General features: G+C 67.6%; 25 protein-coding genes. 17 read left to right on the plus strand and 8 right to left on the minus strand.

From position 1 onward, the window contains the following. Window positions 1-470: 470 nt before the first annotated feature. Both QTH97_RS28015 and QTH97_RS28020 read left to right on the plus strand, forming a co-directional pair. Window positions 471-1,223 (plus strand): extensin-like domain-containing protein, encoded by a 753-nt coding sequence (locus QTH97_RS28015; protein WP_286571802.1) that lies wholly within the window; start codon window positions 471-473, stop codon window positions 1,221-1,223. A gap of 329 nt (window positions 1,224-1,552) precedes the next feature. After that, the gene (locus QTH97_RS28020) at window positions 1,553-1,759 is read left to right on the plus strand and encodes a hypothetical protein (protein WP_286571803.1); all 207 of its coding nucleotides are present in this window, start codon (window positions 1,553-1,555) and stop codon (window positions 1,757-1,759) included. Between the two features lie 379 nt (window positions 1,760-2,138). Here QTH97_RS28020 and QTH97_RS28025 read toward each other — a convergent pair whose 3' ends face one another. Next, the gene (locus QTH97_RS28025; protein WP_286571804.1) at window positions 2,139-2,324 is read right to left on the minus strand and encodes a hypothetical protein; all 186 of its coding nucleotides are present in this window, start codon (window positions 2,322-2,324) and stop codon (window positions 2,139-2,141) included. A 260-nt stretch (window positions 2,325-2,584) separates the two neighbouring features. Here QTH97_RS28025 and QTH97_RS28030 point away from each other — a divergent pair, with 260 nt between their 5' ends. Next, on the plus strand, window positions 2,585-3,205 hold the full coding sequence (locus QTH97_RS28030; protein WP_286571805.1) for an ATP-dependent DNA ligase: 621 nt from the start codon (window positions 2,585-2,587) through the stop codon (window positions 3,203-3,205). A 170-nt stretch (window positions 3,206-3,375) separates the two neighbouring features. On the opposite strand, the gene QTH97_RS28035 is transcribed toward QTH97_RS28030, so the two are convergent. Further along, on the minus strand, window positions 3,376-3,723 hold the full coding sequence (locus tag QTH97_RS28035) for a sensor histidine kinase (protein ID WP_286571806.1): 348 nt from the start codon (window positions 3,721-3,723) through the stop codon (window positions 3,376-3,378). 45 nt (window positions 3,724-3,768) lie between these two features. Between QTH97_RS28035 and QTH97_RS28040 the strand changes: the two genes are divergently transcribed. From QTH97_RS28040 to QTH97_RS28055, 4 genes are all read left to right on the plus strand, one after another. Continuing rightward, window positions 3,769-4,503 (plus strand): response regulator, encoded by a 735-nt coding sequence (locus tag QTH97_RS28040; protein ID WP_286571807.1) that lies wholly within the window; start codon window positions 3,769-3,771, stop codon window positions 4,501-4,503. A 158-nt stretch (window positions 4,504-4,661) separates the two neighbouring features. Continuing rightward, the gene (locus tag QTH97_RS28045; protein WP_353655663.1) at window positions 4,662-8,150 is read left to right on the plus strand and encodes a PAS domain-containing protein; all 3,489 of its coding nucleotides are present in this window, start codon (window positions 4,662-4,664) and stop codon (window positions 8,148-8,150) included. Between the two features lie 84 nt (window positions 8,151-8,234). After that, window positions 8,235-8,429, plus strand: coding sequence for a hypothetical protein (locus tag QTH97_RS28050; protein WP_286571808.1), 195 nt, complete (start codon window positions 8,235-8,237; stop codon window positions 8,427-8,429). A gap of 100 nt (window positions 8,430-8,529) precedes the next feature. Continuing rightward, window positions 8,530-8,952: a serine/threonine protein kinase gene (locus QTH97_RS28055; protein ID WP_286571809.1), complete on the plus strand. Its 423-nt coding sequence runs from the start codon at window positions 8,530-8,532 to the stop codon at window positions 8,950-8,952. Between the two features lie 93 nt (window positions 8,953-9,045). On the opposite strand, the gene QTH97_RS28060 is transcribed toward QTH97_RS28055, so the two are convergent. From QTH97_RS28060 to QTH97_RS28070, 3 genes are all read right to left on the minus strand, one after another. Next, window positions 9,046-11,205: a hypothetical protein gene (locus QTH97_RS28060; protein ID WP_286571810.1), complete on the minus strand. Its 2,160-nt coding sequence runs from the start codon at window positions 11,203-11,205 to the stop codon at window positions 9,046-9,048. Window positions 11,206-11,442: 237 nt separating this feature from the next. Further along, the gene (locus QTH97_RS28065) at window positions 11,443-12,051 is read right to left on the minus strand and encodes a chemotaxis protein CheB (protein WP_286571811.1); all 609 of its coding nucleotides are present in this window, start codon (window positions 12,049-12,051) and stop codon (window positions 11,443-11,445) included. A 2-nt stretch (window positions 12,052-12,053) separates the two neighbouring features. Further along, window positions 12,054-12,722: a glutathione S-transferase family protein gene (locus tag QTH97_RS28070; RefSeq protein WP_286571812.1), complete on the minus strand. Its 669-nt coding sequence runs from the start codon at window positions 12,720-12,722 to the stop codon at window positions 12,054-12,056. Window positions 12,723-12,950: 228 nt separating this feature from the next. On the opposite strand from QTH97_RS28070, the gene QTH97_RS28075 reads away from it, so the two are divergent. Further along, on the plus strand, window positions 12,951-13,196 hold the full coding sequence (locus tag QTH97_RS28075) for a hypothetical protein (protein WP_286571813.1): 246 nt from the start codon (window positions 12,951-12,953) through the stop codon (window positions 13,194-13,196). Between the two features lie 34 nt (window positions 13,197-13,230). Here the strand turns inward: QTH97_RS28075 and QTH97_RS28080 are convergent, their stop codons facing one another. Next, on the minus strand, window positions 13,231-13,458 hold the full coding sequence (locus QTH97_RS28080; protein WP_286571814.1) for a DUF3606 domain-containing protein: 228 nt from the start codon (window positions 13,456-13,458) through the stop codon (window positions 13,231-13,233). A 269-nt stretch (window positions 13,459-13,727) separates the two neighbouring features. Here QTH97_RS28080 and QTH97_RS28085 point away from each other — a divergent pair, with 269 nt between their 5' ends. The 6 genes from QTH97_RS28085 (at window position 13,728) to QTH97_RS28110 (ending at window position 17,767) form a co-directional block, all read left to right on the plus strand. Further along, window positions 13,728-14,207, plus strand: coding sequence for a ferritin-like domain-containing protein (locus QTH97_RS28085; RefSeq protein WP_286571815.1), 480 nt, complete (start codon window positions 13,728-13,730; stop codon window positions 14,205-14,207). Window positions 14,208-14,283: 76 nt separating this feature from the next. Continuing rightward, window positions 14,284-14,463, plus strand: a complete 180-nt coding sequence (locus tag QTH97_RS28090) for a DUF3606 domain-containing protein (protein WP_286571816.1) — start codon at window positions 14,284-14,286, stop codon at window positions 14,461-14,463. Between the two features lies 1 nt (window position 14,464). Then, a complete protein-coding gene (ku, locus tag QTH97_RS28095) occupies window positions 14,465-15,349 on the plus strand; it encodes a non-homologous end joining protein Ku (RefSeq protein ID WP_286571817.1) in 885 nt (294 codons plus the stop codon). 48 nt (window positions 15,350-15,397) lie between these two features. Beyond that, window positions 15,398-15,736, plus strand: coding sequence for a hypothetical protein (locus QTH97_RS28100; RefSeq protein WP_286571818.1), 339 nt, complete (start codon window positions 15,398-15,400; stop codon window positions 15,734-15,736). Between the two features lie 507 nt (window positions 15,737-16,243). Next, the gene (locus tag QTH97_RS28105) at window positions 16,244-16,660 is read left to right on the plus strand and encodes a DUF3597 domain-containing protein (protein ID WP_286571819.1); all 417 of its coding nucleotides are present in this window, start codon (window positions 16,244-16,246) and stop codon (window positions 16,658-16,660) included. A 192-nt stretch (window positions 16,661-16,852) separates the two neighbouring features. Next, on the plus strand, window positions 16,853-17,767 hold the full coding sequence (locus tag QTH97_RS28110) for a YihY/virulence factor BrkB family protein (RefSeq protein ID WP_286571820.1): 915 nt from the start codon (window positions 16,853-16,855) through the stop codon (window positions 17,765-17,767). Window positions 17,768-18,019: 252 nt separating this feature from the next. Here QTH97_RS28110 and QTH97_RS28115 read toward each other — a convergent pair whose 3' ends face one another. Next, window positions 18,020-18,514, minus strand: a complete 495-nt coding sequence (locus QTH97_RS28115) for a hemerythrin domain-containing protein (protein ID WP_286571821.1) — start codon at window positions 18,512-18,514, stop codon at window positions 18,020-18,022. A 373-nt stretch (window positions 18,515-18,887) separates the two neighbouring features. On the opposite strand from QTH97_RS28115, the gene QTH97_RS28120 reads away from it, so the two are divergent. From QTH97_RS28120 to QTH97_RS28130, 3 genes are read left to right on the plus strand one after another with little or no spacing between them, the layout of a single operon-like run. Beyond that, complete coding sequence (locus QTH97_RS28120) at window positions 18,888-19,478, plus strand: hypothetical protein (protein ID WP_286571822.1); 591 nt, start codon at window positions 18,888-18,890, stop codon at window positions 19,476-19,478. A gap of 28 nt (window positions 19,479-19,506) precedes the next feature. Next, window positions 19,507-19,977 carry a response regulator gene (locus tag QTH97_RS28125; protein ID WP_286571823.1) on the plus strand — a complete coding sequence of 157 codons (471 nt, stop codon included), beginning with the start codon at window positions 19,507-19,509 and terminating at the stop codon, window positions 19,975-19,977. Window positions 19,978-20,017: 40 nt separating this feature from the next. Then, window positions 20,018-20,212: a hypothetical protein gene (locus QTH97_RS28130; protein ID WP_286571824.1), complete on the plus strand. Its 195-nt coding sequence runs from the start codon at window positions 20,018-20,020 to the stop codon at window positions 20,210-20,212. 72 nt (window positions 20,213-20,284) lie between these two features. Here QTH97_RS28130 and QTH97_RS28135 read toward each other — a convergent pair whose 3' ends face one another. After that, window positions 20,285-21,136, minus strand: coding sequence for a tetratricopeptide repeat protein (locus tag QTH97_RS28135; RefSeq protein WP_353655664.1), 852 nt, complete (start codon window positions 21,134-21,136; stop codon window positions 20,285-20,287).

The following is a 21,136-nucleotide window of genomic DNA, read 5'->3' on the forward strand; positions in this document are numbered from 1 at the left end:
GTGTGGGTTCAGTCTCTACGCCTCTGCACCCCACGGAACAGTCCGCGCATCCGAATCGCACGGGTCACGATGCCCAACCACACGCGGTGGCCGGCCACGTGCCCCTGGCTGACTGGGGGCGGTGGACTGGGTGGCATTCACACATGCGTGTCGGTCGTGCCCGCAGGGCCTTGCCAGCGCGGCCACGCGCGACGTACCGCCCTTCATGCGGGCGGACGGACATCCTCGCGGAGTGCGTCGATTCAAACGGGTCGAGTGCTCTCCAAGCCGATGGCGGCCGTGAGGCCCATGCACCGGCTCGTGTCCTGGCAGGTGACGCGGGACGCCCGTGCTCGAAACCAAGGCCGGCCCCTGCTGCCGAGGTCCCCCGCTCCAGCGCCAGCGCGTCGCTGTCGTCCTTCCAAAGCTGCGTCGCAAACCTGGTCGGCGCCTACATCGGCCGGTTGGACGATGAGTAACCCTGGGCGTGCATGACTTCGTTGCCGAGCCCAGCCCGTATTGCCAGCGTCGTGTCCGTGGTGGCGCTACTTTTCGGCGCGTGGGCACTCAAGGCGGGCTGGGTTGCCATTCCCGAGCGCTACAACCCCGGGGCCGCACTGGACACGGCCGAAGCGCCCAACCTCCTCACCTCCGTGAAGCTCTCGCGCGTGCAGCGTGATCCCGCGCGTTGCCTCGCGCTGCTGGAAGCCTCCGGGATGCAGTTCGAGCCGGTGCCCGACCGCACCACAGCTGAGGGCTGCGCATTGCGCAACACGGTACGCCTGACTCGCGCGCGCGAGTTGATGCTGGGCACGCCGGTGCTGCTGAGCTGCCGCGCCGCGCTCGCCTTGGCGTTGTGGGAGCGCCATGTGATCCAGCCCGCGGCCGCCGAATCGTTGGGCACGCGTATCGTCCGCGTTGATCACCTGGGCGGCTATGCCTGCCGCAATGTGGTGGTCGGGCGGCAGCAGCAAGATGGTGCACCCGGCCGACGCAGCCAGCATGCAACGGCCGACGCGTTGGACGTGAGCGCGTACACCCGCGCAGACCGTCGCGGCGTCATCGTCATCCGGCGCGACTGGATGCCCGGCGCATCGATCGCGCTGACACCGGAAGCCGCCTTCCTGCGCGAGGCGCACAAGGGCGCGTGCGGGCTGTTCGACAGCGTCCTCGGCCCCGACTACAACGCGGTGCATGCCGACCACTTTCATCTGGAAGTTGGCGCCGGGCGTGCATGTCGCTGAGTCTATTGCGCGACGTCTTGTCGAGTCTCCAGCGATCGGCCGGCATCGGCCCTCGTCGTGCTGGCAGTCGTCCATCCCGCAAGACCGTGTGGCATCGAAAACTGCTTCACCGAAACCCGATGCCGCATCGCTTGCCGGTCGCCACGGCCCTCGGCGCGGGTACTCGACACGGACGCTTTGGAGAATCTGGGTCGCCTGGCCATGTGTCCGCAATCGCCAACATGTCGGTCGCCGCAATTTCTGCAGACACGGGATCCGGCGCTTGTCCTACGGTTGCAGTGGGCTTGTGAATCGAAATTTCGCCTTCCCATCCCAATCGAGGAATCCCAATGACCCATCCCTGGATGACAAGCAACCCCTTCATGAGCATGTGGCTCAGCACTGCCAACCACATGATGAGCACAGCCCATGGCGTGGCGGCGGCCTTGACGCAGCGTCAAGCCGCCGACATGCAGGCCGAATTCGAGAGGCAGGTCATCGAATTCTGGACCGGCGGCTGGATGAAGTTGCCGATGAAGCCGCCCCGCGGAATCTGAACGCCTCAAGCGGGGGGTCGGCGCACGCCCGGATGCCGGCATCAGGAATGCGTGCGTGTGCGCCGCATCTCCGGGGGACGCGGCGGCGACGTCGGGGTTTGCGTCGGGCACGCGGGATCGTATTTGCCGGTTGGCGCACGAGGGGACGGGCTCGCGCCATGCGGGGGCATTCATGCCTGCCCACTCCCCCGCCGCAGCGCTGACTCTTCTCGTTCGGCGTTGTCCCATGCGCGTTCAGGGTTCATGAACCGGCGGCGGCGGCTGCACTTGGCGATCCCAACGACTCGCGCTCCCGGACGCCCGGGATGGGGCGAAGGCTGACCTTGACCCCTCTCGGTAAGGGGAGGACGTTGGTGTCACCCGCAAGGCGCGCCCGAGGTCAGGTCTTGGGGTCGATTCCGCGGATCGGATGCTTGGTCAGATCCTTGCCGATTTCAACGCGCTTCTCTTCGTTCGCCTCATCTCGGAATTCACTCGGCTCCTTCTCGGTGGCCTTTTCCATGTTCGATTTGACAGAGGCGCGCTCGTCCTGTCCCTTCTTGGCATCATTCTGAATGGTCATCACGGTCTCCGGTGTGAACCGAGCGCGGGGATCAGCCTCGTCGCTACGGTACTGACTGTTTAAGGCCTGAACGCTGCTTCCGTTATCGGACGACAGTCCTATGATTCGTAGGGCGCTCGGCCACGTCCTGAGACTTAACGTGACTCGGCACTGCCGCTGGCCCAAGCTGCAAGAAGTCGTTCTCGCGCCATCTTCTGACAGCGCAATCCCGCCGCCACGCGCAGCCTGTGGCAATGTCGCGCCCTCCGCCGCCCAAACCCCGCTTGCTCGATGACCTCGCGCCGATGCTGCTCGACGAGCGGCCCTTCACCTTCGGCGAGCCGGGCTGGATCTACGAGATCAAGCTCGACGGCTATCGCCTGCTGGCGGAGTTCGGGAACGGTGAGTGCATTCTGAAGACGAGAAACGGGGCCAATGCGACCGAGTGGTTCCCGGAGATCGCCCGCTCGCTGTCGCGCTTCAAGGGCGGCCCTTACGTGGTTGATGGAGAAGTCTGCGTGTTCGACGACCGGGGGCGCTCAGACTTCGACCGATTGCAGGATCGCGCCCGCAGGCGCCGCTGGCACGAGGGCGCCGCCCCCGTGGTCTACGCCGTGTTCGATCTTCTGGTCTACCACGGCGTTGACATCACGGCTTCGCCGCTGTCCGCCCGCAAGGAAGCTCTGTCGATGATGCTCGAAGCGCCGTTGCCCAGCGTCCTGCTGGTCGCTTACTTCGGGCAGGATGGAGACCTCCTGTTCAGCAAAGCCGTCCACGAACTCGGCTTGGAAGGGATTGTCGCCAAGCACGTGAACAGTCGCTACCTTCCAGGTTCGCGCACCGCCGACTGGGTCAAGGTGAAGCGCGAGGTCCCGGCGCCGGCGGCGCGGTTCAAACGTTCGTGATCCGTCCCTTGCCTCGACCACCCGTTTGCCTTTTTGATCCCCTCGCGCCACGGATGCGCCGCGCGCTGGGCGCGCTGTCGACCAGCGAGACCGGCGCGTCGCGCTCCGCGACGGCTGGGTCCTCTGGACTGCCGCGATCCCGCCATCCTGCTCGCGCCATTGCCATCACGTCATTGCAATTGCATCATCGCCTCCTCCCGCCATCCATGCCCTGGCCGTGGCCTTGCAGAACGAACTCCAGAGCGACCCGCGCATTGCATCTCCACCAGGCTCTTCACCAGCGCCAGGCCGATGCCCATGCCCCCTTCGCGCCGCGTGGAGGGCTTGTGGTCGCCTTGCTGGAACATGTCGAACACCTGCCCCAGGAAATCCGGCTCGATGCCGCGGCCCGTGTCGCGCACCTCCAGCAGCGCCCACGGGCCGTCGCGGGTCAGGCGCACGTGCACCGTGCCGCCCGCGGGCGTGAACTTCAGCGCATTGCTCGCCAAGTTCCAGAAGATCTGCTCGACCCGCACCACGTCGGCGTGGATCGCCAGATTAATTCTGCGAGGACAGGAGAGTGCATGCACCCGCAGGCGGCAAGGCACGACAACGACTGGGACGAAGGGAACGAGCCGCGGCGCTCCTCCCTCCAGTTTCCCGTCGTCGGCCTCGGCGCGTCGGCCGGTGGCATGGCGGCGGCCCTGCGGCTGCTCGAGGGACTGCCGGAGCAGCCCGGCATGGCCTTCGTGGTCGTGCTGCACCTGTCGCCCGAGCACGAGAGTCACGCGGCCACCATCCTTCAGGGCGCCACGCGCAATGGCGGCCGCGTCGAGGCGGATTCGGAAGGTCCCGGCAAGGGGGCCATGTTCAGGGTCCGGCTGCCGTTGCTCGAAAGTGCGCTCGGTGGCGAGGCGCCGGGCTTCCAGTTGGTCCCGCACCAGGCCCTCGCAGGACGCCGCATCCTCTTGGTGGACGACGACGCTCACACGCTCGAGACGCTCGGCGAGCTGCTGGGCGCGGAAGGCGCCCAGGTCACGACGGCCCACAGCGCGCATGCGGCGCTGGAGGAGGCGCGGCGCGGCGCCTTCGACGTCGTGGTCTCGGACATCGGCATGCCCGGCATGGATGGATTCGAGCTGATCGCGCGGCTGCGCCAGCTGCCACACGCCCGCCGCTGGCCGGCGATCGCGCTGACGGGCTTTGGCCGACCCGAGGACGTGGCGAAGTCCAAGGCTGCGGGCTTCGATCTGCACCTGAACAAGCCCATCTCCCTCGAGGCGCTGAGTGAGGCCGTGGCGGCGCTGGAACGGCGCTAGCAGGCACTGCGCGGCACCGCAAGGGACCGCAGGCATCGCCAGAAGGCGTGCCGCACCAACGCCTGCGGCGGGCGCACCGGGTTGCGCGAGGCACATAGAATCGGCCCACGCCGTCGGGCCACGCACGGCGCAGTACTCCCCTTGGCCACAGGTGACACGTGCCCGATTCCCAAGCGTCCCGCGCGGCGGCGGACTCCTTTCTCTACGGCGACAGCGGCATGGCGGCCCTCATCCGGGCCTTCGACTGGCGCTCGTCACTCGGTCCCATCGAGCACTGGCCGCCCAGCCTGAAGACCACTGTCGGCCTTCTGGTGCATTCACCGATTCCCATCGTGCTGCTGTGGGGGCCCGACGGCATCATGGTCTACAACGACGCCTATGCGCAATTTGCGGGCCGTCGCCATCCTCAGATCCTGGGCGCCAAGGTGCTCGAGGCGTGGCCCGAGGTGGCGGAATTCAACGCCAACATCATGCGGGTGGTGATGGCGGGCGGCACGCTGACCTACCACGATCGCGAGCTGGTCCTCGACCGCCGTGGCGTGATGGAGAAGGGCTGGATGGATCTGGGCTACTCGCCCGTGATCGCGGAGAACGGCAGACCCGGCGGTGTCGTCGCGATCGTGGTCGAGACGACCGAGCGCGTGCTGGCACAGATGCGGGCGGCGAGTGAGCGCGACCGGCTCGCTCAGATGTTCGCCCAGGCGCCCACGTTCATGGCGTTGCTCGAGGGTCCGGAGCACCGCTATCGTCTGAGCAACCCGGGCTACGACCGCCTGGTGGGCGGTCGGACGCTGCTCGGGCGCACCGTGGCGGAGGCGTTGCCCGAGGTGGTGGGCCAGGGCTTCACGCGGATTCTCGATCGGGTGTACGAGACGGGCGAACCCTTCTCGGCGGTGGACGCGAAGGTGGTGCTCTACGACGAACTGACGGGTCGGCAGCGCGAGTACTACCTGGATTTCGTCTACCAGCCGGTGAGCGATGAGGCGGGCCGCACCACAGGCATCTTCGTGCAGGGCGTGGACGTGACGGAGCGGGTGCACTCCGAGCATCGCAGGGAAGTGCTGATGGGCCTGACCGACGCGCTCGCCAGTCTTGACGACCCGCAAGACATCGTGCGTCGCGCCTCCGAGGCCCTGGGCGCCGCGCTGGGCGCGGACCGGGTGGGCTATGCCACGGTCGACGCCAGCGCCGAGACGGTGCGCGTCGGTGACGGATGGCACGCGCCCGCCGTCGCCGCGCTGTCCGGCGCCTTCAGCTTCGGCGACTACGGCAGATTCGTCGAAGAACTCAAGGAGGGCCAGACCGTGGTCGTTGCGGACGTCGGCAGCGACGAGCGCACCCGCGCGCATGCGGCGGCCTTCGCCGGGGTGGGCGTCGGCTCCTTCATCAACGTCCCGGTGATGGAACGCCGGCGCCTCGTGGCGATGATGTTTGTTCACTACGAGAATGCGCACGAGCCCTCCGAACTCGATGTTGCATTGGCACGCGAAGTGGCTGCGCGCACGCGCTCCGCGGTCGAACGGGTGCGCGCCGTGCGCGACCTGCGCCTGAGCGAGGGGCGCTTCCGCTTCCTCGACGAACTCAACCGGGCCGTGGGCATCGCGCAGGACGCCGACGAGGTGCTGGCCCTGACCACCCGCATGACCGGCGAGTCGATGAAGGTGTCGATCTGCGCCTACGCCGACATGGATGAGGACGAGGACGGCTTCACGATCCGGGGCGACTGGGTCGCCCCGGGCCTGACGACCATCGTGGGACGTTACCGCCTCCAGGACTTCGGCAGCCTCGCGGTCGATCGGCTGCGCGCCGGGCTGCCGCTGGTGATCAACGACAACACGCAAGAGATCGCGCCGCATGAGGCGGCCACCTTCCAGGCGATCGGGATCACGGCCACGATCTGCATGCCGCTGGTGAAGCTCGGAAGGCTCAAGGCCTTGATGGCCGTCCATGACAGGCAGCCTCGAAGCTGGACCGACAGCGAGATCGCGCTGATTCGCGAAGTGACCGAGCGTTCATGGGCGCATGTGGAACGCGTGGCGGCGGAGGCCGGAGTGAGGGCCAGCGAACAGAATTTCAGGACGCTGGCGCGCGCGTTGCCCAACCAGGTCTGGACGGCCTCGGCGGCGGGCAGGCTCGACTGGGTCAACGACACGGTCCATGCCTATGCGGGCACGCCCCCGGGCGAGCTCGAGCAACACGGCTGGGCGGCGATCGTCCACCCGGAGGATCTGCCGGAGACCCGCGAGCGCTGGGGCAGGGCGCTCGCCAGCGCGCAGACCTATCAGACGGAGTTTCGGCTGCGGCGCCATGACGGGGCCTATCGATGGCACATCGGGCGGGCGGTTCCGTTGGTCACCGATGGGCGGGTGGTTCGCTGGATCGGCTCCAACAGCGACATCCAGGACCAGAAGGAAACGCAGATGGCGCTGTCCGATCTCAACCTCGTGCTGGAGCAACGGGTGCAGGAACGCACGGGCCAGTTGCTCAAGGCCGAGGAAGCCTTGCGTCAGGCGCAGAAGATGGAAGCGGTGGGACAGCTCACCGGCGGCCTGGCGCACGACTTCAACAACCTGCTGGCCGCCATCGGGGGCAGCCTGACACTCATCAAGCATCAATTGCCCAACGACTCGGAGCGTCTCACGCGCTACGTGGACACGGCCGAAGGCGCCGTGCGGCGTGCCGCGTCGCTCACCCACCGCCTGCTGGCGTTCTCGCGCCGTCAGGCGCTCGACCCGAGGCCGACGGACGTCAACCAGCTCATTGCGGGCATGGAAGACCTGATCCGTCGCAGCGTGGGTCCGGACGTCAGTGTGGAGGTGTTTGGCGCCGCAGGCCTGCGGGTCACGAAAATCGATTCGTCGCAACTGGAAAGTGCGCTGCTCAATCTGTGCATCAATGCACGCGATGCGATGGCGCCGCGCGGAGGGCGCCTGAGGATCGAGACCGCCAACCAGTCGATGGATGAGCGCGAAGCGCGCGAGCACGACCTGAAGCCCGGCGAGTACATCGGCCTGAGCGTGACGGACACCGGCTCGGGCATGACCCCGGAGGTGATTCAGCGCGCATTCGATCCGTTCTTCACGACCAAGCCGATCGGGCAGGGCACGGGTCTGGGCCTGTCCATGGTGTACGGCTTCGTGCGCCAGTCGGGCGGCCAGGTCCGCATCGCCTCGGCGGTCGCGCAAGGCACCACCGTGTGCCTTTACCTGCCGAGTTTCGCGGAAAGCATGGCGGCTGCGCCGCCCGCGGTGGCGTTGCCGGTCTCCGAGGGTGGAAACGGCGAGACCATCGTGCTCATCGATGACGAGCCCGCCATTCGGATGCTGGTGTCCGATGTGCTGAGCGAAGCGGGCTACGAGGTGCTCGCAGCAGGCACCGGTGCCGAAGGCATGCGCCTGATTGACGGGAGGTGCCGCGTGGACCTGCTGATCACCGATGTGGGCCTGCCCGGCGGCATGAACGGCCGGCAGGTGGCCGATGCGGTCCGCACGACCCGGCCGGCGCTCAAGGTGCTGTTCATCACGGGCTACGCCGAGAACGCCGTCATCGGCGACGGACACCTGGCACCCCGCATGGACCTCATGACGAAGCCGTTCGAGCTCATTGACCTGGCGGCCAAGGTGCGAGCGATCCTGGACCGGTCCTGAGGCACGCGGTGTAGGCAAGCCGGAACCCTGCGTCCCGCGCCGGGCCTACAAGTCGAAGAAGTCCTCCCTGTACAAGTGGGCCGCATGACGCGGCGCGACGAACTCGTCCACACCATCCAGACGCTGTCCAGAGACGAAGCGCTGCGGCAACCCTCGGCCGCGGAGTGGCTCAGGCAACAGGACGCGCAGGCGAGCGCTTCACGAGCAACGGGTGAACGGCCGCGGCCTCCCGCCTGCGCGCAGGCGCACAAGGTCGAGAAGCCGCACCCCGAGCGATGAGGCAGCGAGAGCGCTGACCTACAGGCAGCGCTGCGCATTCCCCACACGTTTCGGCTGCAAAGTTCCTAGATTGGAAGCTTTTCAACGCATTGGAGACAACATGAAGCTGAAACTCATCACCGCAACAGCGGCCGTTTTCTTGACTCTATCCAACGCCGGCCTTGCACAGACCACCGCCGTGCCCGCGGCCCCCGATCCTGCCAAGGGCGGACAGGCGAGCACCAAGACCCCCGCGGGCGTCGCGAATCCGACGCAGCGTCCCGACGGCAGCAATCCCGCGTCGCGCGAAGCGGTGAAGTCGGAAGCGCGCGCGGAAAACAAGAGTCCCGCGAACACGGTGGTCCCCAAGGGGGAGCCTTCCACCATGACCAACAACCAGCCCAACGCGCCGCAGCCCACGGGCGCCATGAGCCGGGCCGAAGTGAAGCCGACCAAGAACGAGCTGAAGCCGCAGGCCGGCGTGAAGGGTGAGCGGCCGGACGTGCCGACGAACCCGAAGGAAAAGACAGGCACGCCGCAGTAATCCGCTTCTCGCGGCGGTCGGGCGCCGGCCCAGCGACGGTGGGCCACCCGCCCAGCACCGCGCAACGCAGCCACTGGACGGGTCGCCTCCATGTCAGTTTCCCGGCATCGACCGCGTGTGTTGCAGCGCGCGCGGTAATTCCCGATCGAGCAGATCCAGTTGCCACGCCAGCGCGGCAACCACCGCGGCCAGCGTCAAGGCCGCCGCGAGCGGGCGCGCCATGCCTCGGCGTTCGGCAAAAGGGTCGCGCAACAGCCTTATCGCATGCCGCGGGATGTGCGCGGTCCTGGACAGCGAGGCGCCGAGTCGCACATTGACCTTCATGCGCCCATTGATGGCCCAGCCGCTGGCATCCAGGATCGGCCCCAGGCTGCGCTGACGCAGCTTCAGCCACGCGATCAGCATGCTCGGACCGGAGATCGCGATGACAATGCCGCCCAGCGCGATCGGAATCCACTGACCGAGATCGATGAACTTGCTGAACAGCGCCACGAGCACGGCACTGATGCTGCCCATCGCGACCCCGATCGCCGCCACCGTGCCGACGTCGATGCGGCTGCCGGGCAGTCGCCCCGCTGCCGCAGCGGGGGTGATGGCCTTGTCGGCGGTCCCGAGGCTGCTTGCCAGCGAACTCAGCGCTCCCTGGGCTCCGGCCTCGCTGACGGCGGCGCGCTTGGCGACCTGTTCCTCGATCAGGCGGACGAACTTCTTGTAGGGCGAGAAGAAGGCCTGGGTGACGCTGGTTGGGTTCTCGATCAGCCGCGTGATCGTGGCGTCCCAGTCGTGGCCCTGTCGATCGTAGAAAACGCAATTGCGGCCCGATAAGAGGAAGTCGACATCGCCTGCGGTGAAGGCGGCGACGATGTGCATCCTTTCGTTCCCGCGCCGGCATTCGCAGTAGGCCAGGCAAGTCTTGGCCAGCCCCGCCAGTGCTGCGTGCTGCTTGACGTCATCCACCCGCACCGTGAGGTCGCAGCTGCGACTGTCGAGGTAGAGCGTCCCCGCCTGGAAGATGGCGCCCTCGCGGTGATAGAAGGCCTTGAACGACACGAAGTTCTCAAGCAGGCGCCGCAGGTCGCGCTTCAGCCGCAGCAGCTTTTCCAGGTCCCGCAAGCGCGCGTTGTGCGGCGCGGCCCGTTCGTCCTCTTCGATGAGCGCCATCACCGCCCCCTGTGCCTCGAGCAGTGCCGAGAGCGCCGGGCCGTCCAGATGCGACAGGGGCGACGCCGGCTTTTGCGCAAGCCAGGCCTGGCAGGACGCGACTCGGCGCTGAAGCTCGTTCCACGCGGACTCGTCGATCTGGTCGACCGATGCGTCGCCGAGCAGCGGCGCGATGGCCTTGAGCTGCAGCGTTGCCAGCGCCTCGGACCACGCGGGGTTGACGCCCGCGCGCAGCGGCAGCGGCCTTCCCGGGCCGATGGGTGCCAGCGGCAGCGCGGCGATGCGCTCGTGGTCGAGCGTGAGCTCCTGCCCGCCCAGCGCCAGAAAGGTCTCGTGCGAAGCATTGAGCGCCGCGGCGGCCTGGCTGTCGTAGGCCGCGAGGCGGCAGCGGGTGAAGAAGTCTTCGACCTTCTCGCGCACCGCACCCACGGCCTCGGCCGCCTCCAGCATGGCCGCGCTGCCGCAGGCCGTGCCGTCTCCCGCCTGCCAGAGCCGCATGGCTTCGGCTTCGGCGAAGAAGGCCTGTGCGCGCTCCTTGTCGACGCCGTCGCGGCCGTTGCAGTCCCGCGTGCTGCCATGGGTCTGCGCGATGCTGCGCAACGTGCAGCGAACGCTTTCCTCGGTGGCGGTCTCGGGTGTGACGATGCCGTCGCCGTTGAAGCGCATGGCAGCGAGCATGCCGGTGCGTCGCATGACATCGTCGAGGGTGATGACGCTCGCGTCTTCCTTCTGCAGCAGACGCAGCACGTAGCGCGCTTCGTCCGCCAGTGCGTCGTCTTCGCCCGCGGGTTGGCGCAACGCGCTCAGCGCGATGCCGTCGCCGCCCTCCATCAGTTCCTCGGGGCTGTGCAGGTGGGCGCATGCCCACTCGCACGCCGCGATCAGCTCGGGCGGCCGGATGCGCAGGTCGTGGTCCGTGTCGATGAAGTCGAGCGTGCGCCTGTCGAACTCGATGCCGCGGGTCGGGCAGGCGAGGGCGACCCAGAGTTTCTGGTCGAGTTCACCGATGTGTGCAATGTCGGCGCCGCTGCGGATCAGGACCTGCTCCACGCCTCCGGCGCGGAAGAATTCGAATTCGTGTGCCTCACGCATGCTCTGGAGGGTTCCTCGAATCAGCATCGAGATTGCAATATGGGTTTGTGCAGGGCAAGCGCGCATCCTTCCTTGGTCCAACGGCGAACGCAGTTTCGCGTGGGGCCCCTCCTCCGGCGTAGGCATTTGGAGCATGTGCACGAAGGAAAGCGTTCAAGGGGTGCCCATGGGTTGCGACTCAACGCAACCTTGGTCGGCCGCGATGCTTGCGATTGCGCGCGCAGCGCTCGGGGCGACCTACGCGGGCGTAACGTCCACGCCGTCGACCAACTGGCGCAGCAGCTCCGCGATGTCGTCGAGCGGCAGGCAGTACTGCGCCTCCGGAAAATGGCGGCCGCCGCCCCCCGCGCGCGACCGGGTACGCGCATGCACGGCTTCCTCAGCGTCCTCCGCGGCTTCGAACACCCCGATCCCACCGGCTGCATTGATGGCGCGCAGTCCGTCCAGGCCCTCGACGTCGCCGCCGGCCAGAAGCACGCCGATCACCCGTGGCCCGCAGGCGCGGGCCGCAGACTCGAACAAACGGTCGGAGGCGGAGGGGGAGGTTGAAGGGCCGGACCGACCGGCGGCGGCCAGGCCGAGCACCCCGGGTGATCGCACGATCAGGTCCTGATTCCCAGGGGCGAGGTAGACCCGCCCCGCCACGGGATTCGCGCCCTCGGCGCCATATGTCACCGGCAGCGAGGTGCAGGCCCCGAGCAGCTTGACGGGCGACGCGGAGCGGTCGGGTGAGGCGTGGACCACGGCCAGGATCGGCGCCTGAAATGTCGAAGGCAGTTGATCGATGAGCCCGCACAGCCTCCTGAGCCCAGCGAGCGAGCCGCCGATGACGACAAGGTCCCGCATGGTCAGGGTCCCTCGCTTTCCCACGCACCAGCAAACGGATAGCGCGCCGCCCAATGCTCGAGCAGGCGAGGCTCGTTGTCCACGCGCCGCACCACCTCCGCCATGCGTGGCGCTTCGCGGTAGAAGCGCAGCCGCCGGGGCTGCCAGCGCGAAATGACGGTGACATAGAGATCCAACGCCGTCAGATGGTCACCGAGCAGGTAGCGGCCGCGACGGGGCATCTGCGCGTCCATGCAGCGCCAGCATTCCGCAATCCTTTCGGCGGTTCGCTCGCGGACGAGCGCTTCGTCCTTCGGCGTGTCGGCGAGCCGGGACGGCTCGTCGCGGATCCAGTACAGCGCGTAGATCGAGGAGGAGACGAAGTGCATCCATCGCAGGTACTGCGCTCGCTCAGGATCGTCGAACCGCGGCCCGAGCTTCGCGTGGGGGTAGCGATCGGCCAGCCAGATCAGCATCGCGGCGCTTTCGGTCATGATCTCGCCGGACGGAAGGACCAGCACCGGGACCTGGCGCATCGGATTGATCGGCTGCAGCCTCGCACGCTCGTTTTCTCCCTGCCAGGGCGCGACGTCCACCACCTTGACGGGGGCACCGATCAGCATCAGGGCGGCATGCACCGGCGTGGCGCCGGAGCCTGGCGCTCCATACAGCACAAAAGGGGCCGGGGCCATGATTGAACTCGGGGTGTCCTTGTCACAGGCAAGCTACACCTTGCTGCAGCTGTTGCATGTAGGTGCTTGCCGCAAAGCACGTCTTCAGCGCGCGCCAGTGCGTGCGTGACTGTGGTAACCGGAAGATCCGAAGAACGCCTACGCGAAGGCGCTGTCGCGGACGGCCGGATTCCGGCGCCGCCGTGGGGGAAGCTGTAGAACCTCTCCAACCTGACAAGGAAAAGCGTCATGAACGACACTCAACGACCGGCGCCGCCCACCCCGCTGGGCGAGCACGAAGCGAGACTCGGCGACCGAGGCGATGCGTCCGGTCGCAACATCGAACAAAACCGCGCCATAGGCCAGGACGATCCCGCGGCGGGCAGCCGGATGGGCCGTGAGGCCGACAAGGCGTCGGGCTTTCCGGGCACGCCCGATAGCGGCACCGATGCCGCGCAGACCGAGGCCGCGAAGCGGGATCCCGCGAAGCGCTGACACGAACCGGCGCCCCTGCGCCGTGGCCGGAAGCTCAGGTTCCGGCGCCGCGAACCTGCTCTTCGTTCGTGGTGCTGCGCGCGCCCTTGAGGTGCAGCTCGACGTCCGTGGCCCGGTCGCCCACGGCCTCGACGGCCTCCCTGAGTTGGGCCTCGGTCACGTCGAGCTTGCGCGCCCACTCGGCGATCGACGCATCGGAGTTCAGGTCGATGCTACTGGGGCCGGTGGAATTCGGCGCGATGGGGGTGTCGTTCGATGACATGGAGCCTCCGGGGGTGCGTGGATGGACAACGGCTCCACCCTAGCGCGGCGCCGTGCGGCGGCATGTAGGCTCGCGCGGACTTCGAGGTCGGCGCCGTCCGCCGTTGCCGTTGTCTGCTTCGCCCGTCAATCCCTACACGGAGCAAATCCTCCGGCTGACGGCCGAACACCCGGGTCGCGGCGACAGTGATCCCAGCCCCGAGCCACGGCTCGGGTTCTCCACCCGGCCTGTACCCTTTTGACAAGGGGGCCCTCGAAAGGACTTTGACCATGACAGACAACCAAGACACCACGCCCCTGAGCAACGACGAGGTGGTCGACGTCCTGAACGACCTGCTCGAGAACACCCGCGACGGCAGCTACGGCTTCCAGGCCTGTGCCGAAGAAGTCGAGTCCGCGCCAGCCAAGCAGCTGTTCCTGAGCCGTGCCGACGGATGCCGCCAGGCCGAGCGCGAACTGCTAACACTGATCGCCTCCTATGGCGGCAAGCCGGCCGAGGGCGGCACCGCCGCCGGCGCGCTGCATCGCGGCTGGGTGCACGTCAAGGGCTCCCTCGGCGCGGACAGCGAGCTGGCGATCCTCGAATCCTGCGAACGCGGGGAAGACACCGCCGTCGCGCGGTATCGCAAGGCGCTCAAGCAGAACCTGCCGGCCGACGTGCGCAGCGTCGTCGAGCGCCAGGCGGAGGGCGCGCAGAAGAATCACGACCAGATTCGCGACTTGCGAAACGCCGCGCGCGCCAAGGCGTAGGCACCGCGGATTCGGACGTTGGCTCAGGCCCGCCAGTCAACGCCCGCCACCGGATCATTCATCACAGGAGAACGACATGGCAGACGACTTGGGCAACCGCGGGGTACAGGACCGCAGCCGCATCAACATCAACGAGTCTCACGAGGTCCGCTACTGGACCCAGCGCTTCGGCGTGACGGAGGAAGACCTGCGCAAGGCGGTGGCCGAGGTCGGCGTCTCGGTCGACCAGATCGCCGAGCACCTCGGAAAGAAGTGAGATGGCCACAGGCAGCAGGACGCTCTGGAAGGGCGCGATCACGTTCGGCCTGGTCCACATTCCCGTCGGCCTCCACACCGCCACCACGGAAGAGGGGGTCGATTTCGACTGGCTGGACCAGCGGACCATGGACCCGGTCGGCTACAAGCGCATCAACAAGAAGACCGGCAAGGAGATCGACAAGGACCACATCGTGAAGGGGGTCGAGTACGAGGACGGAAAGTACGTCGTGATCTCGCCCGACGAAATCGAGGCGGTGTATCCGCGCACGACGCAGACCATCGAGATCCAGCGCTTCGTCGATGCGAACGCGATCCCCTTCGTCTACCTGGAGCGGCCCTACTACGTGGCGCCGATCAATCGTGGGCAGAAGGTCTATGCGCTGCTGCGGGAAGTGCTCCACAAGACCGGCAAGATCGGCCTGGCCAAGGTGGTGATTGCCACCAAGCAACATCTGGCCGCGCTCGTGCCCAGCGACAAGGCGCTGGTCCTGAACCTGCTTCGCTGGGGTGATGACGTGAAGTCCCTCGAGGGCCTGGATCTGCCCGCCGCCGGTGTCAAAGGCGCAAAAATCAGCGCGGCCGAGATGAAGATGGCCGAGCAGCTTGTGAAGGACATGTCCGGCGACTGGAATGCCAGTGACTTCAAGGACGAGTTCAAGCACGAGATCATGAAGCTGGTGGACAAGAAGGTGAAGGCGGGCGACACAGAGACGGTGATCCAGCCGGAAGAAGAGGCGCCGTCGGAAGGCGCGGAGATCATCGACCTGACCGAGCTTCTCTCTCGCAGCCTCAAGGGCGGCAAGTCCTCGAAGGCCCCTGCGCGAAAGGCGCCGCCGAAGGCCGCCGCGCGCAAGACCGCGGCCGCGAAGCGCAAGGCGGCGTGAACGCAGCGGCGCCGCCGCAGCTGCGGCGCCGCGTTGTAGAGTTCCTCAATGCCTCCTGCCCCGATCCGCCGCATTGCCGTCTACGTCGACGAAGCCCGGGACGGCACGTTTCGATGGATCTTGATCGAGCATCGGGCCAAGCCGCCACGCTGGGTGCAGATCGAAGCGGCCAAGAAGACTTCCAACACCTACCGGGAGGCGATGGCGGCCGGCCTGTGGGTGCTTCAACGCCTGGTGGGCGATCTCGAGTCCGGTCCCCGGCGCTCCGATGCCCACGCCGTGTCAGCGCCCGCCGAAGCGGCGCCGCCGTCGGCCCCGGAGGCGGATTCCTCGGAAGACACGCGCGGCGCGCACGGGCCCTTCGGCTTCGGCGGTCTGCGCGGCTAGTTCCGGGGACACCAAGGCGGCACTTCGCCTTGTGGCCCGTGTAGGCGAGATCCTGCATCATTTTTTTGCCCGCGCCACCCGGCTTCCTCGTGTTTGCGGAATGCCCTGGCGCTTCGGGGGTGTGGAGAAGTGAAGCGTCCGAGGCGCCCCAAAGGACATTGCCGAAGCGACTGCTGATCGATTTCTTCTCGGGTTGTCCGCAAAAGTCAAGGCCTGGCTTGTCCCCGTCAACTGTGAATGACTCTGTGGATAACCCCTCTTCAAACAGCGCGCGCCCGCATGGGGCCTGGGTTCCATTGCGATGCCCACGCAACAGGCAAGCGGCTTGCGCATCGCAGTGTGTGTAGGCGCCTGGCTGACAGCGAGCGATCGGCGGCAGAGCAGAGGCGGCCTGCGGGCGAAGCATTGCAGGGCCTAGGCGATCGTGCGCTTGTCCTGGCGGCGAAGTCCGACAGCGCGCAGCCGCCGCGCGGTGCACGCTGCTCCTTTTCATCGACGGAGAACATCATGGGCATTCTCAGCAACATCCTCGGGAAGATCTTTCCGTCCTCCCATGCAGCCAACGCCCCGGCGGCGGGCAACGCGCCACCGACCACCGCCGGCACCGGTGCAGCGGCTCCCGCAGGGGGCGCGGCCACGGCCTCGGCGCCGCCTGCGGCCATGAGCGAGGTCGACGTGGAAGGCATGCTGAATGGCCTGGCGGCCAAGTCGAGCGAAAAGCTCAACTGGAGGACCTCGATCGTGGACTTGATGAAGCTATTGGGACTCGACAGTTCCTTGACCGCGCGCAAGGAACTGGCCCAGGAACTCCACTATTCGGGAGACATGAACGATTCGGCCGCCATGAATATTTGGCTTCACCGGCAGGTCATGACCAAGGTCGCCGCCAACGGCGGGAAGGTGCCTGCAGACCTCAAGGATTGATGCGACCTCCCGCATGACGTTGTCGGACCCGCAAGCCGCCCCCGGCAACGGCACGGGGGGACCCAGGGGCTCCTGGCGAACCTCCGCAGCGAAGCGCTCGACGCTCGCGAGCGCCCGCTCCGTGGTCGGCACCCGCTGCCCCCCGCGCGCGTGCCGTGCAGCGGCGGGCGGCACCCTCCAGTTTTCCGGGCCATGAACGGACTCGCCTCCGCGTGGTGGGGACGCGTGCGGCACGCCGCGCTCGCCACGCCGGGGCTGGGCGTCCTCCTGCTGGCCCTGCGCAGCTACATCCTGCACCAGAGCGCGAACCAGGCGGGCAGCCTGGCGTTCTCGTCGGTGCTGGCGATGTTTCCGCTGCTGCTTCTGGTGTCCGCCGCGGCCGGCTTCTTCGGGCAGCCCGGCGATGCGGCGGCACTGGCCAGCCGTGTCATGGAGTACGCGCCTCAGGTGGTGCGCGATGCGCTGCAGCCGGTCATCGACCAGGTCCTGGCGCAACGCAGCCAGGCGCTGCTGACAATCGGGATCATCGCCACGCTGTGGACCGCATCCTCGGGGCTGCAGGCCGTGCGCACGGCCCTGAACCGTTCGTATGGCATCGAGCGCGGCCTTGCGTTCTGGAAGGCGCGTGTCAAGGTCACCCTGTTCACGGTGATCGTGGGCGCCGGCGTCCTGGTCGTGTTCAGCTCCGTGATCATCATGCCGGTCGTGTGGCGGATGGTGGAGGCGAGCGTGGGCAAGGGACCGGAGGGCCTGTGGCTTCACAACGGCGTGCGTTACGGCTCGGCGTTCCTGGTGCTGAGTCTGCTGTACGCGCTGCTCTATGCCTGGTTGCCGGATATTCGCCAGCGGCTGGCCACGGTGATTCCCGGTGCCGTGATTGGCGCGGCGCTCTGGGTTGCGGCGGCGGCCACGCTGTCCTACACGCTGCGCAGCGCCGGTAAGCTGGCCTTGGTCTACGGCAGCTTCGCGGGGGTGGTGGCGACCTTGGTGTTCCTGTACATCAGCGCGGCGACATTGATCTTCGGCGCCGAGGTCAACGGCGTGCTGAAGGATCGCGCGGCGTCGCCGCAGGAGGCGGGCGAGCCGGGCCTGGCCGACGAGCGATAGGTCCGCGGGTGCGCAGGACCTCCGCAACGCGTCGCGACGCGCGGCCCGGGCGGCGCGAGCCATTGGGGCGCGATCTCGCTGCGGCGCAGCGCGTTGCAGCGGCGGTCTTCGCGTCCGCCGCGTGGTGCAGCGCGCATCAACGCGAGGACAGGCTCGAGGAAGGCCGGGTACTGGACCCGTGTGGATTGCGCGCTCGGCATTGAGGCCCGCCAAAGGAGTGGCGGTGCCGCTGCCAACCCCACGTTTTTCAGATCAGGCGGTCTCGCCCTGCAGTTCGCCCATCAGTTCTTCCTTGCGGGCGGCCAGCGTCTCGCGCATGGTCACGAGGTCCAGGCCGCGCGCGGCGCGCGCCTTCACGAAGATCTCGTTGCGTTCTTCCTTGACGTGGTGGTCGATGTATTCGCCCAGCACCGTGACCTTGGCGTCGAACATGTCATCGACGTCCGCGGCCGCCTCAATCTGGGCGATCAGGTCCTTGGCGCTCGCATGCTCGACCGCGGCCTCGTCGATAAGGTCGGTTTCCTTGAAGGCCCCGCGCAGGGCCGGATAGAAGATCTCTTCCTCGATCTGCGCGTGCACGGTCAGCTCGGCGCAAATCTCGTTGGCCAGCTCGCGCTTCTGCTGCGACGCGCTGGCGGCCTTGGAGCGGGTCAGATCTTCATAGGCCTTGAACAGCTTCTTGACATTGCGATGATCCGCATCCAGCAGGCTGCAGGCGTCGGGTTCGGCTCGTTTGGTGGTGGGCATCGTGGGGCTCCAGGGGTTAGGTTTAGGGAGAAATCTCAGCGTCGGGCGCGACGCGGGTGCAGGACGTAGGAGCACGCCGCAAGGTGCTAGCAGCGGATGGGGATGCGCCCTGGTTGCGGCCGGCGGGCTGCCATCACGACGTGGTGGGTCGCTTGGTCAGGTTCGCGCGAAGGGTCGCGACGTGAAGGGCGTGACGGACGAGCGTCGTCCGCGCGGGCGCGCACCATGGCGGTCCCGGCATCCTCCTACTCGCATCGACCGTTCTTTCTGCCCCCAGCGCGACGACGCGAGCGCCTACCGTGCGAGGGTTCCAACGGAAATTCGGGGGTTCGCCATGAAAGACTGGTTCTCTGCCCGGCGCGTGACGGCCGTGATGGCACTTGCCGCGCTCGTGTTGGCTGGCTGCACGACGGCGCCGCCACAGCGTTGGGGCGAGTGGATCGATCCCGCCCTCGGCTCCAGTTCTGGCATCCTGCGCGACGGCAAGGTCCTCGTGGCGTGCGACACCTTCGATATTTCGGTGCGCGCGCAGTGCCAGGACGACCTGCGGCGGGCGCTCGAAGGCCGAGGCGTCAATGCCGTCGCCGCCCCGGTGGACACGACCGCGATGAACCCTCGCGAGTGGGAAGGCCAGCTCGCGGCCAGTGCCCATGCGGCCGGAGCGAAGACCGTCTTCATCCTGACGATGACCCCGGCGACCACTTCGATGGGCTCGGGCATGTCGATCGGGATCGGCGGCTTCAACTTCGGAAGCGGCGGCGGTGCGGGCATCGGCCTGAGCGCGCCGATCGGCGGATGGGGGAGCACCGGATTCTCGGCGACGGGACGCGTCAGCGATGCGCGCAACGGCCGGATGGTGTGGACCTCCACCTTCGCGGCGTCGCCGTCGTCCGACATCGGGGGGCAGTTCCGCGAGCTGACCCGCACGGTGCTCGACGCGGCGCAAAGCGCGGGCTTGCTTTGACCTGCGTGACGCTCGCGCAGAGAGTCCCATGACCGGCATGCACCCTCTCACGGTTTTCATCGTCGACGACGATGCGGCGCATCGCGATTCAGTTCGCGAACTCGTCCATAGCGCGGGACTGCGCGCCGCGACCTTCCCCAGTGTGAGCGCTTTTCTGAGCGCGCGCGATGCCTGCGGCGTCGGATGCCTGGTCCTGGACGTGCGCACCGCGCGGCGCAGCGAACCCTCCATCGGCCGGTGGCTCCGGACCCTCTGCCTTCCCGTCCTTCTTGTCATGGACGTCGATGACCTGACGCCGCGGCAGAACTTGCTGCGGACCGAAGGCGCCGTCATCCTGAGGAAACCGTATCGGGCACAAGCGCTGCTCGATGCCATCGAGCGGGTTCTTTGCGGGTCCCCCGAGCCGTCCAGAGATGCGTTGCGCCCGCGCGCGGCGGCGCCGTCGCACCTGCCGACTGTCGCTCATCGCCACGCGGCGCACGCCGACAACGCGTCCTGATAGTCCGGGGCAAGTTGATGTTTTTTGAGAGGGGACGGCGATGAAAAGCCCCGGTCAAGTCAAGGGCGACGAGCGCGACAACACGCGCGTGCTGCGGTGGGTCGTCATCGCCGTGGTGATCCTTGTGGTAGGCGCGCTGAGCTACAACTTCTTGGCGCGCGAGAAGACCTCGGACGCGCCTCTGGCGCGCCCGAGCGCCGAGTCCGCGCAGAAGGCGCCGGCACCGGCCCGATAACCCTGCGCAGGTCCCCCGATACAAGGGGATCGGCATGGACGCAGGACCAGCCGGGCCTGCGGTCTCACGCGGTCAGGTCTCGCGCGACAGTCGCCGATAGGCGCTGTAGTGCCGAATGGCCCGCTGCCCATGACCGAGTTCGTCGTGCAGCCGACCTGCGTTGAAGTGCGCGTCCGCCAGCCGGGGGTCCAGCTGGAGTGCCTGGTCATAGCTGGCCAGCGCCTCGGCGAAGCGGTGCAGGTCTTCCAGCGCCACGGCGCGGTTGAAGTACAGCAGAGGCTCTTCGGGCCGGTGCTTGATGCCCTTGCCGAGGATCCGCACGGCCTCCTGGCACTCCCCGTTCTCGCACAGCAGCGCACCGAGGTTGAGGTAGGCGTTGGTGAAGTCGGGCTGTGCCGCAATGGCCTGCGCGTACGCGCGTCGGGCCGCATCCGCATCGACCGCTTCCAGCGCCTCGGCGCGAGCGAAGAGCGCCTCGGCGGACGCCGGGCTGCGCCCGGCGGCGCGGGGGGAGGGGCGGGCGAGCGGGCGGGCCGCCGGTGCGATCGCTTCGCGATGCAGCGGCGCCTTGGCGTCGAAGTTCATCAGCAGCTGCCCGGACTCGGCTTCCCACTGCGCATCGCGCTCCCGCACCGCGATGTTCCCGCCGACGGCCAAGAGCCGCAGGCTCGACAAGGAAGCCTCGGGCGGCAGCTCGTCCTTCAGGCGACGCAACGAGCGCAGGATCTTGGCAGTCGGGATATTGGCCGCCCGAAGCGCATGGGCCGTGCGCAGCAGCACGACGTCCCGGAACGAAAACAGGTACGCGCGGCGCGGCCCCCTGCGCGGCGTCACGAAGCCCAACTCGACCAGGCGAACGATGGCGCTGCGGGAGAGGCCGAGCATCTCCTGAACGCGTCGGATCGTGTGCGATTCCAGATCCAC

This window comes from Variovorax gracilis (assembly GCF_030317115.1).
GTDB classification, from domain to species: Bacteria; Pseudomonadota; Gammaproteobacteria; order Burkholderiales; family Burkholderiaceae_C; genus Variovorax; species Variovorax gracilis.

What these genes read in the sequence shown, in the direction of transcription:
- QTH97_RS28125 (WP_286571823.1), top strand. Translation starts at nt 19,507, where the DNA reads ATGACCGGCATGCACCCTCTCACGGTTTTCATCGTCGACGACGATGCG.
- QTH97_RS28065 (WP_286571811.1), bottom strand. Translation starts at nt 12,051, where the DNA reads ATGCGGGACCTTGTCGTCATCGGCGGCTCGCTCGCTGGGCTCAGGAGG.
- QTH97_RS28070 (WP_286571812.1), bottom strand. Translation starts at nt 12,722, where the DNA reads ATGGCCCCGGCCCCTTTTGTGCTGTATGGAGCGCCAGGCTCCGGCGCC.
- QTH97_RS28040 (WP_286571807.1), top strand. Translation starts at nt 3,769, where the DNA reads ATGCACCCGCAGGCGGCAAGGCACGACAACGACTGGGACGAAGGGAAC.
- QTH97_RS28050 (WP_286571808.1), top strand. Translation starts at nt 8,235, where the DNA reads ATGACGCGGCGCGACGAACTCGTCCACACCATCCAGACGCTGTCCAGA.
- QTH97_RS28110 (WP_286571820.1), top strand. Translation starts at nt 16,853, where the DNA reads ATGAACGGACTCGCCTCCGCGTGGTGGGGACGCGTGCGGCACGCCGCG.
- QTH97_RS28120 (WP_286571822.1), top strand. Translation starts at nt 18,888, where the DNA reads ATGGCACTTGCCGCGCTCGTGTTGGCTGGCTGCACGACGGCGCCGCCA.
- QTH97_RS28020 (WP_286571803.1), top strand. Translation starts at nt 1,553, where the DNA reads ATGACCCATCCCTGGATGACAAGCAACCCCTTCATGAGCATGTGGCTC.
- ku (WP_286571817.1), top strand. Translation starts at nt 14,465, where the DNA reads ATGGCCACAGGCAGCAGGACGCTCTGGAAGGGCGCGATCACGTTCGGC.
- QTH97_RS28075 (WP_286571813.1), top strand. Translation starts at nt 12,951, where the DNA reads ATGAACGACACTCAACGACCGGCGCCGCCCACCCCGCTGGGCGAGCAC.
- QTH97_RS28130 (WP_286571824.1), top strand. Translation starts at nt 20,018, where the DNA reads ATGAAAAGCCCCGGTCAAGTCAAGGGCGACGAGCGCGACAACACGCGC.
- QTH97_RS28105 (WP_286571819.1), top strand. Translation starts at nt 16,244, where the DNA reads ATGGGCATTCTCAGCAACATCCTCGGGAAGATCTTTCCGTCCTCCCAT.
- QTH97_RS28060 (WP_286571810.1), bottom strand. Translation starts at nt 11,205, where the DNA reads ATGCGTGAGGCACACGAATTCGAATTCTTCCGCGCCGGAGGCGTGGAG.
- QTH97_RS28085 (WP_286571815.1), top strand. Translation starts at nt 13,728, where the DNA reads ATGACAGACAACCAAGACACCACGCCCCTGAGCAACGACGAGGTGGTC.
- QTH97_RS28090 (WP_286571816.1), top strand. Translation starts at nt 14,284, where the DNA reads ATGGCAGACGACTTGGGCAACCGCGGGGTACAGGACCGCAGCCGCATC.
- QTH97_RS28015 (WP_286571802.1), top strand. Translation starts at nt 471, where the DNA reads ATGACTTCGTTGCCGAGCCCAGCCCGTATTGCCAGCGTCGTGTCCGTG.
- QTH97_RS28080 (WP_286571814.1), bottom strand. Translation starts at nt 13,458, where the DNA reads ATGTCATCGAACGACACCCCCATCGCGCCGAATTCCACCGGCCCCAGT.
- QTH97_RS28115 (WP_286571821.1), bottom strand. Translation starts at nt 18,514, where the DNA reads ATGCCCACCACCAAACGAGCCGAACCCGACGCCTGCAGCCTGCTGGAT.
- QTH97_RS28100 (WP_286571818.1), top strand. Translation starts at nt 15,398, where the DNA reads ATGCCTCCTGCCCCGATCCGCCGCATTGCCGTCTACGTCGACGAAGCC.
- QTH97_RS28055 (WP_286571809.1), top strand. Translation starts at nt 8,530, where the DNA reads ATGAAGCTGAAACTCATCACCGCAACAGCGGCCGTTTTCTTGACTCTA.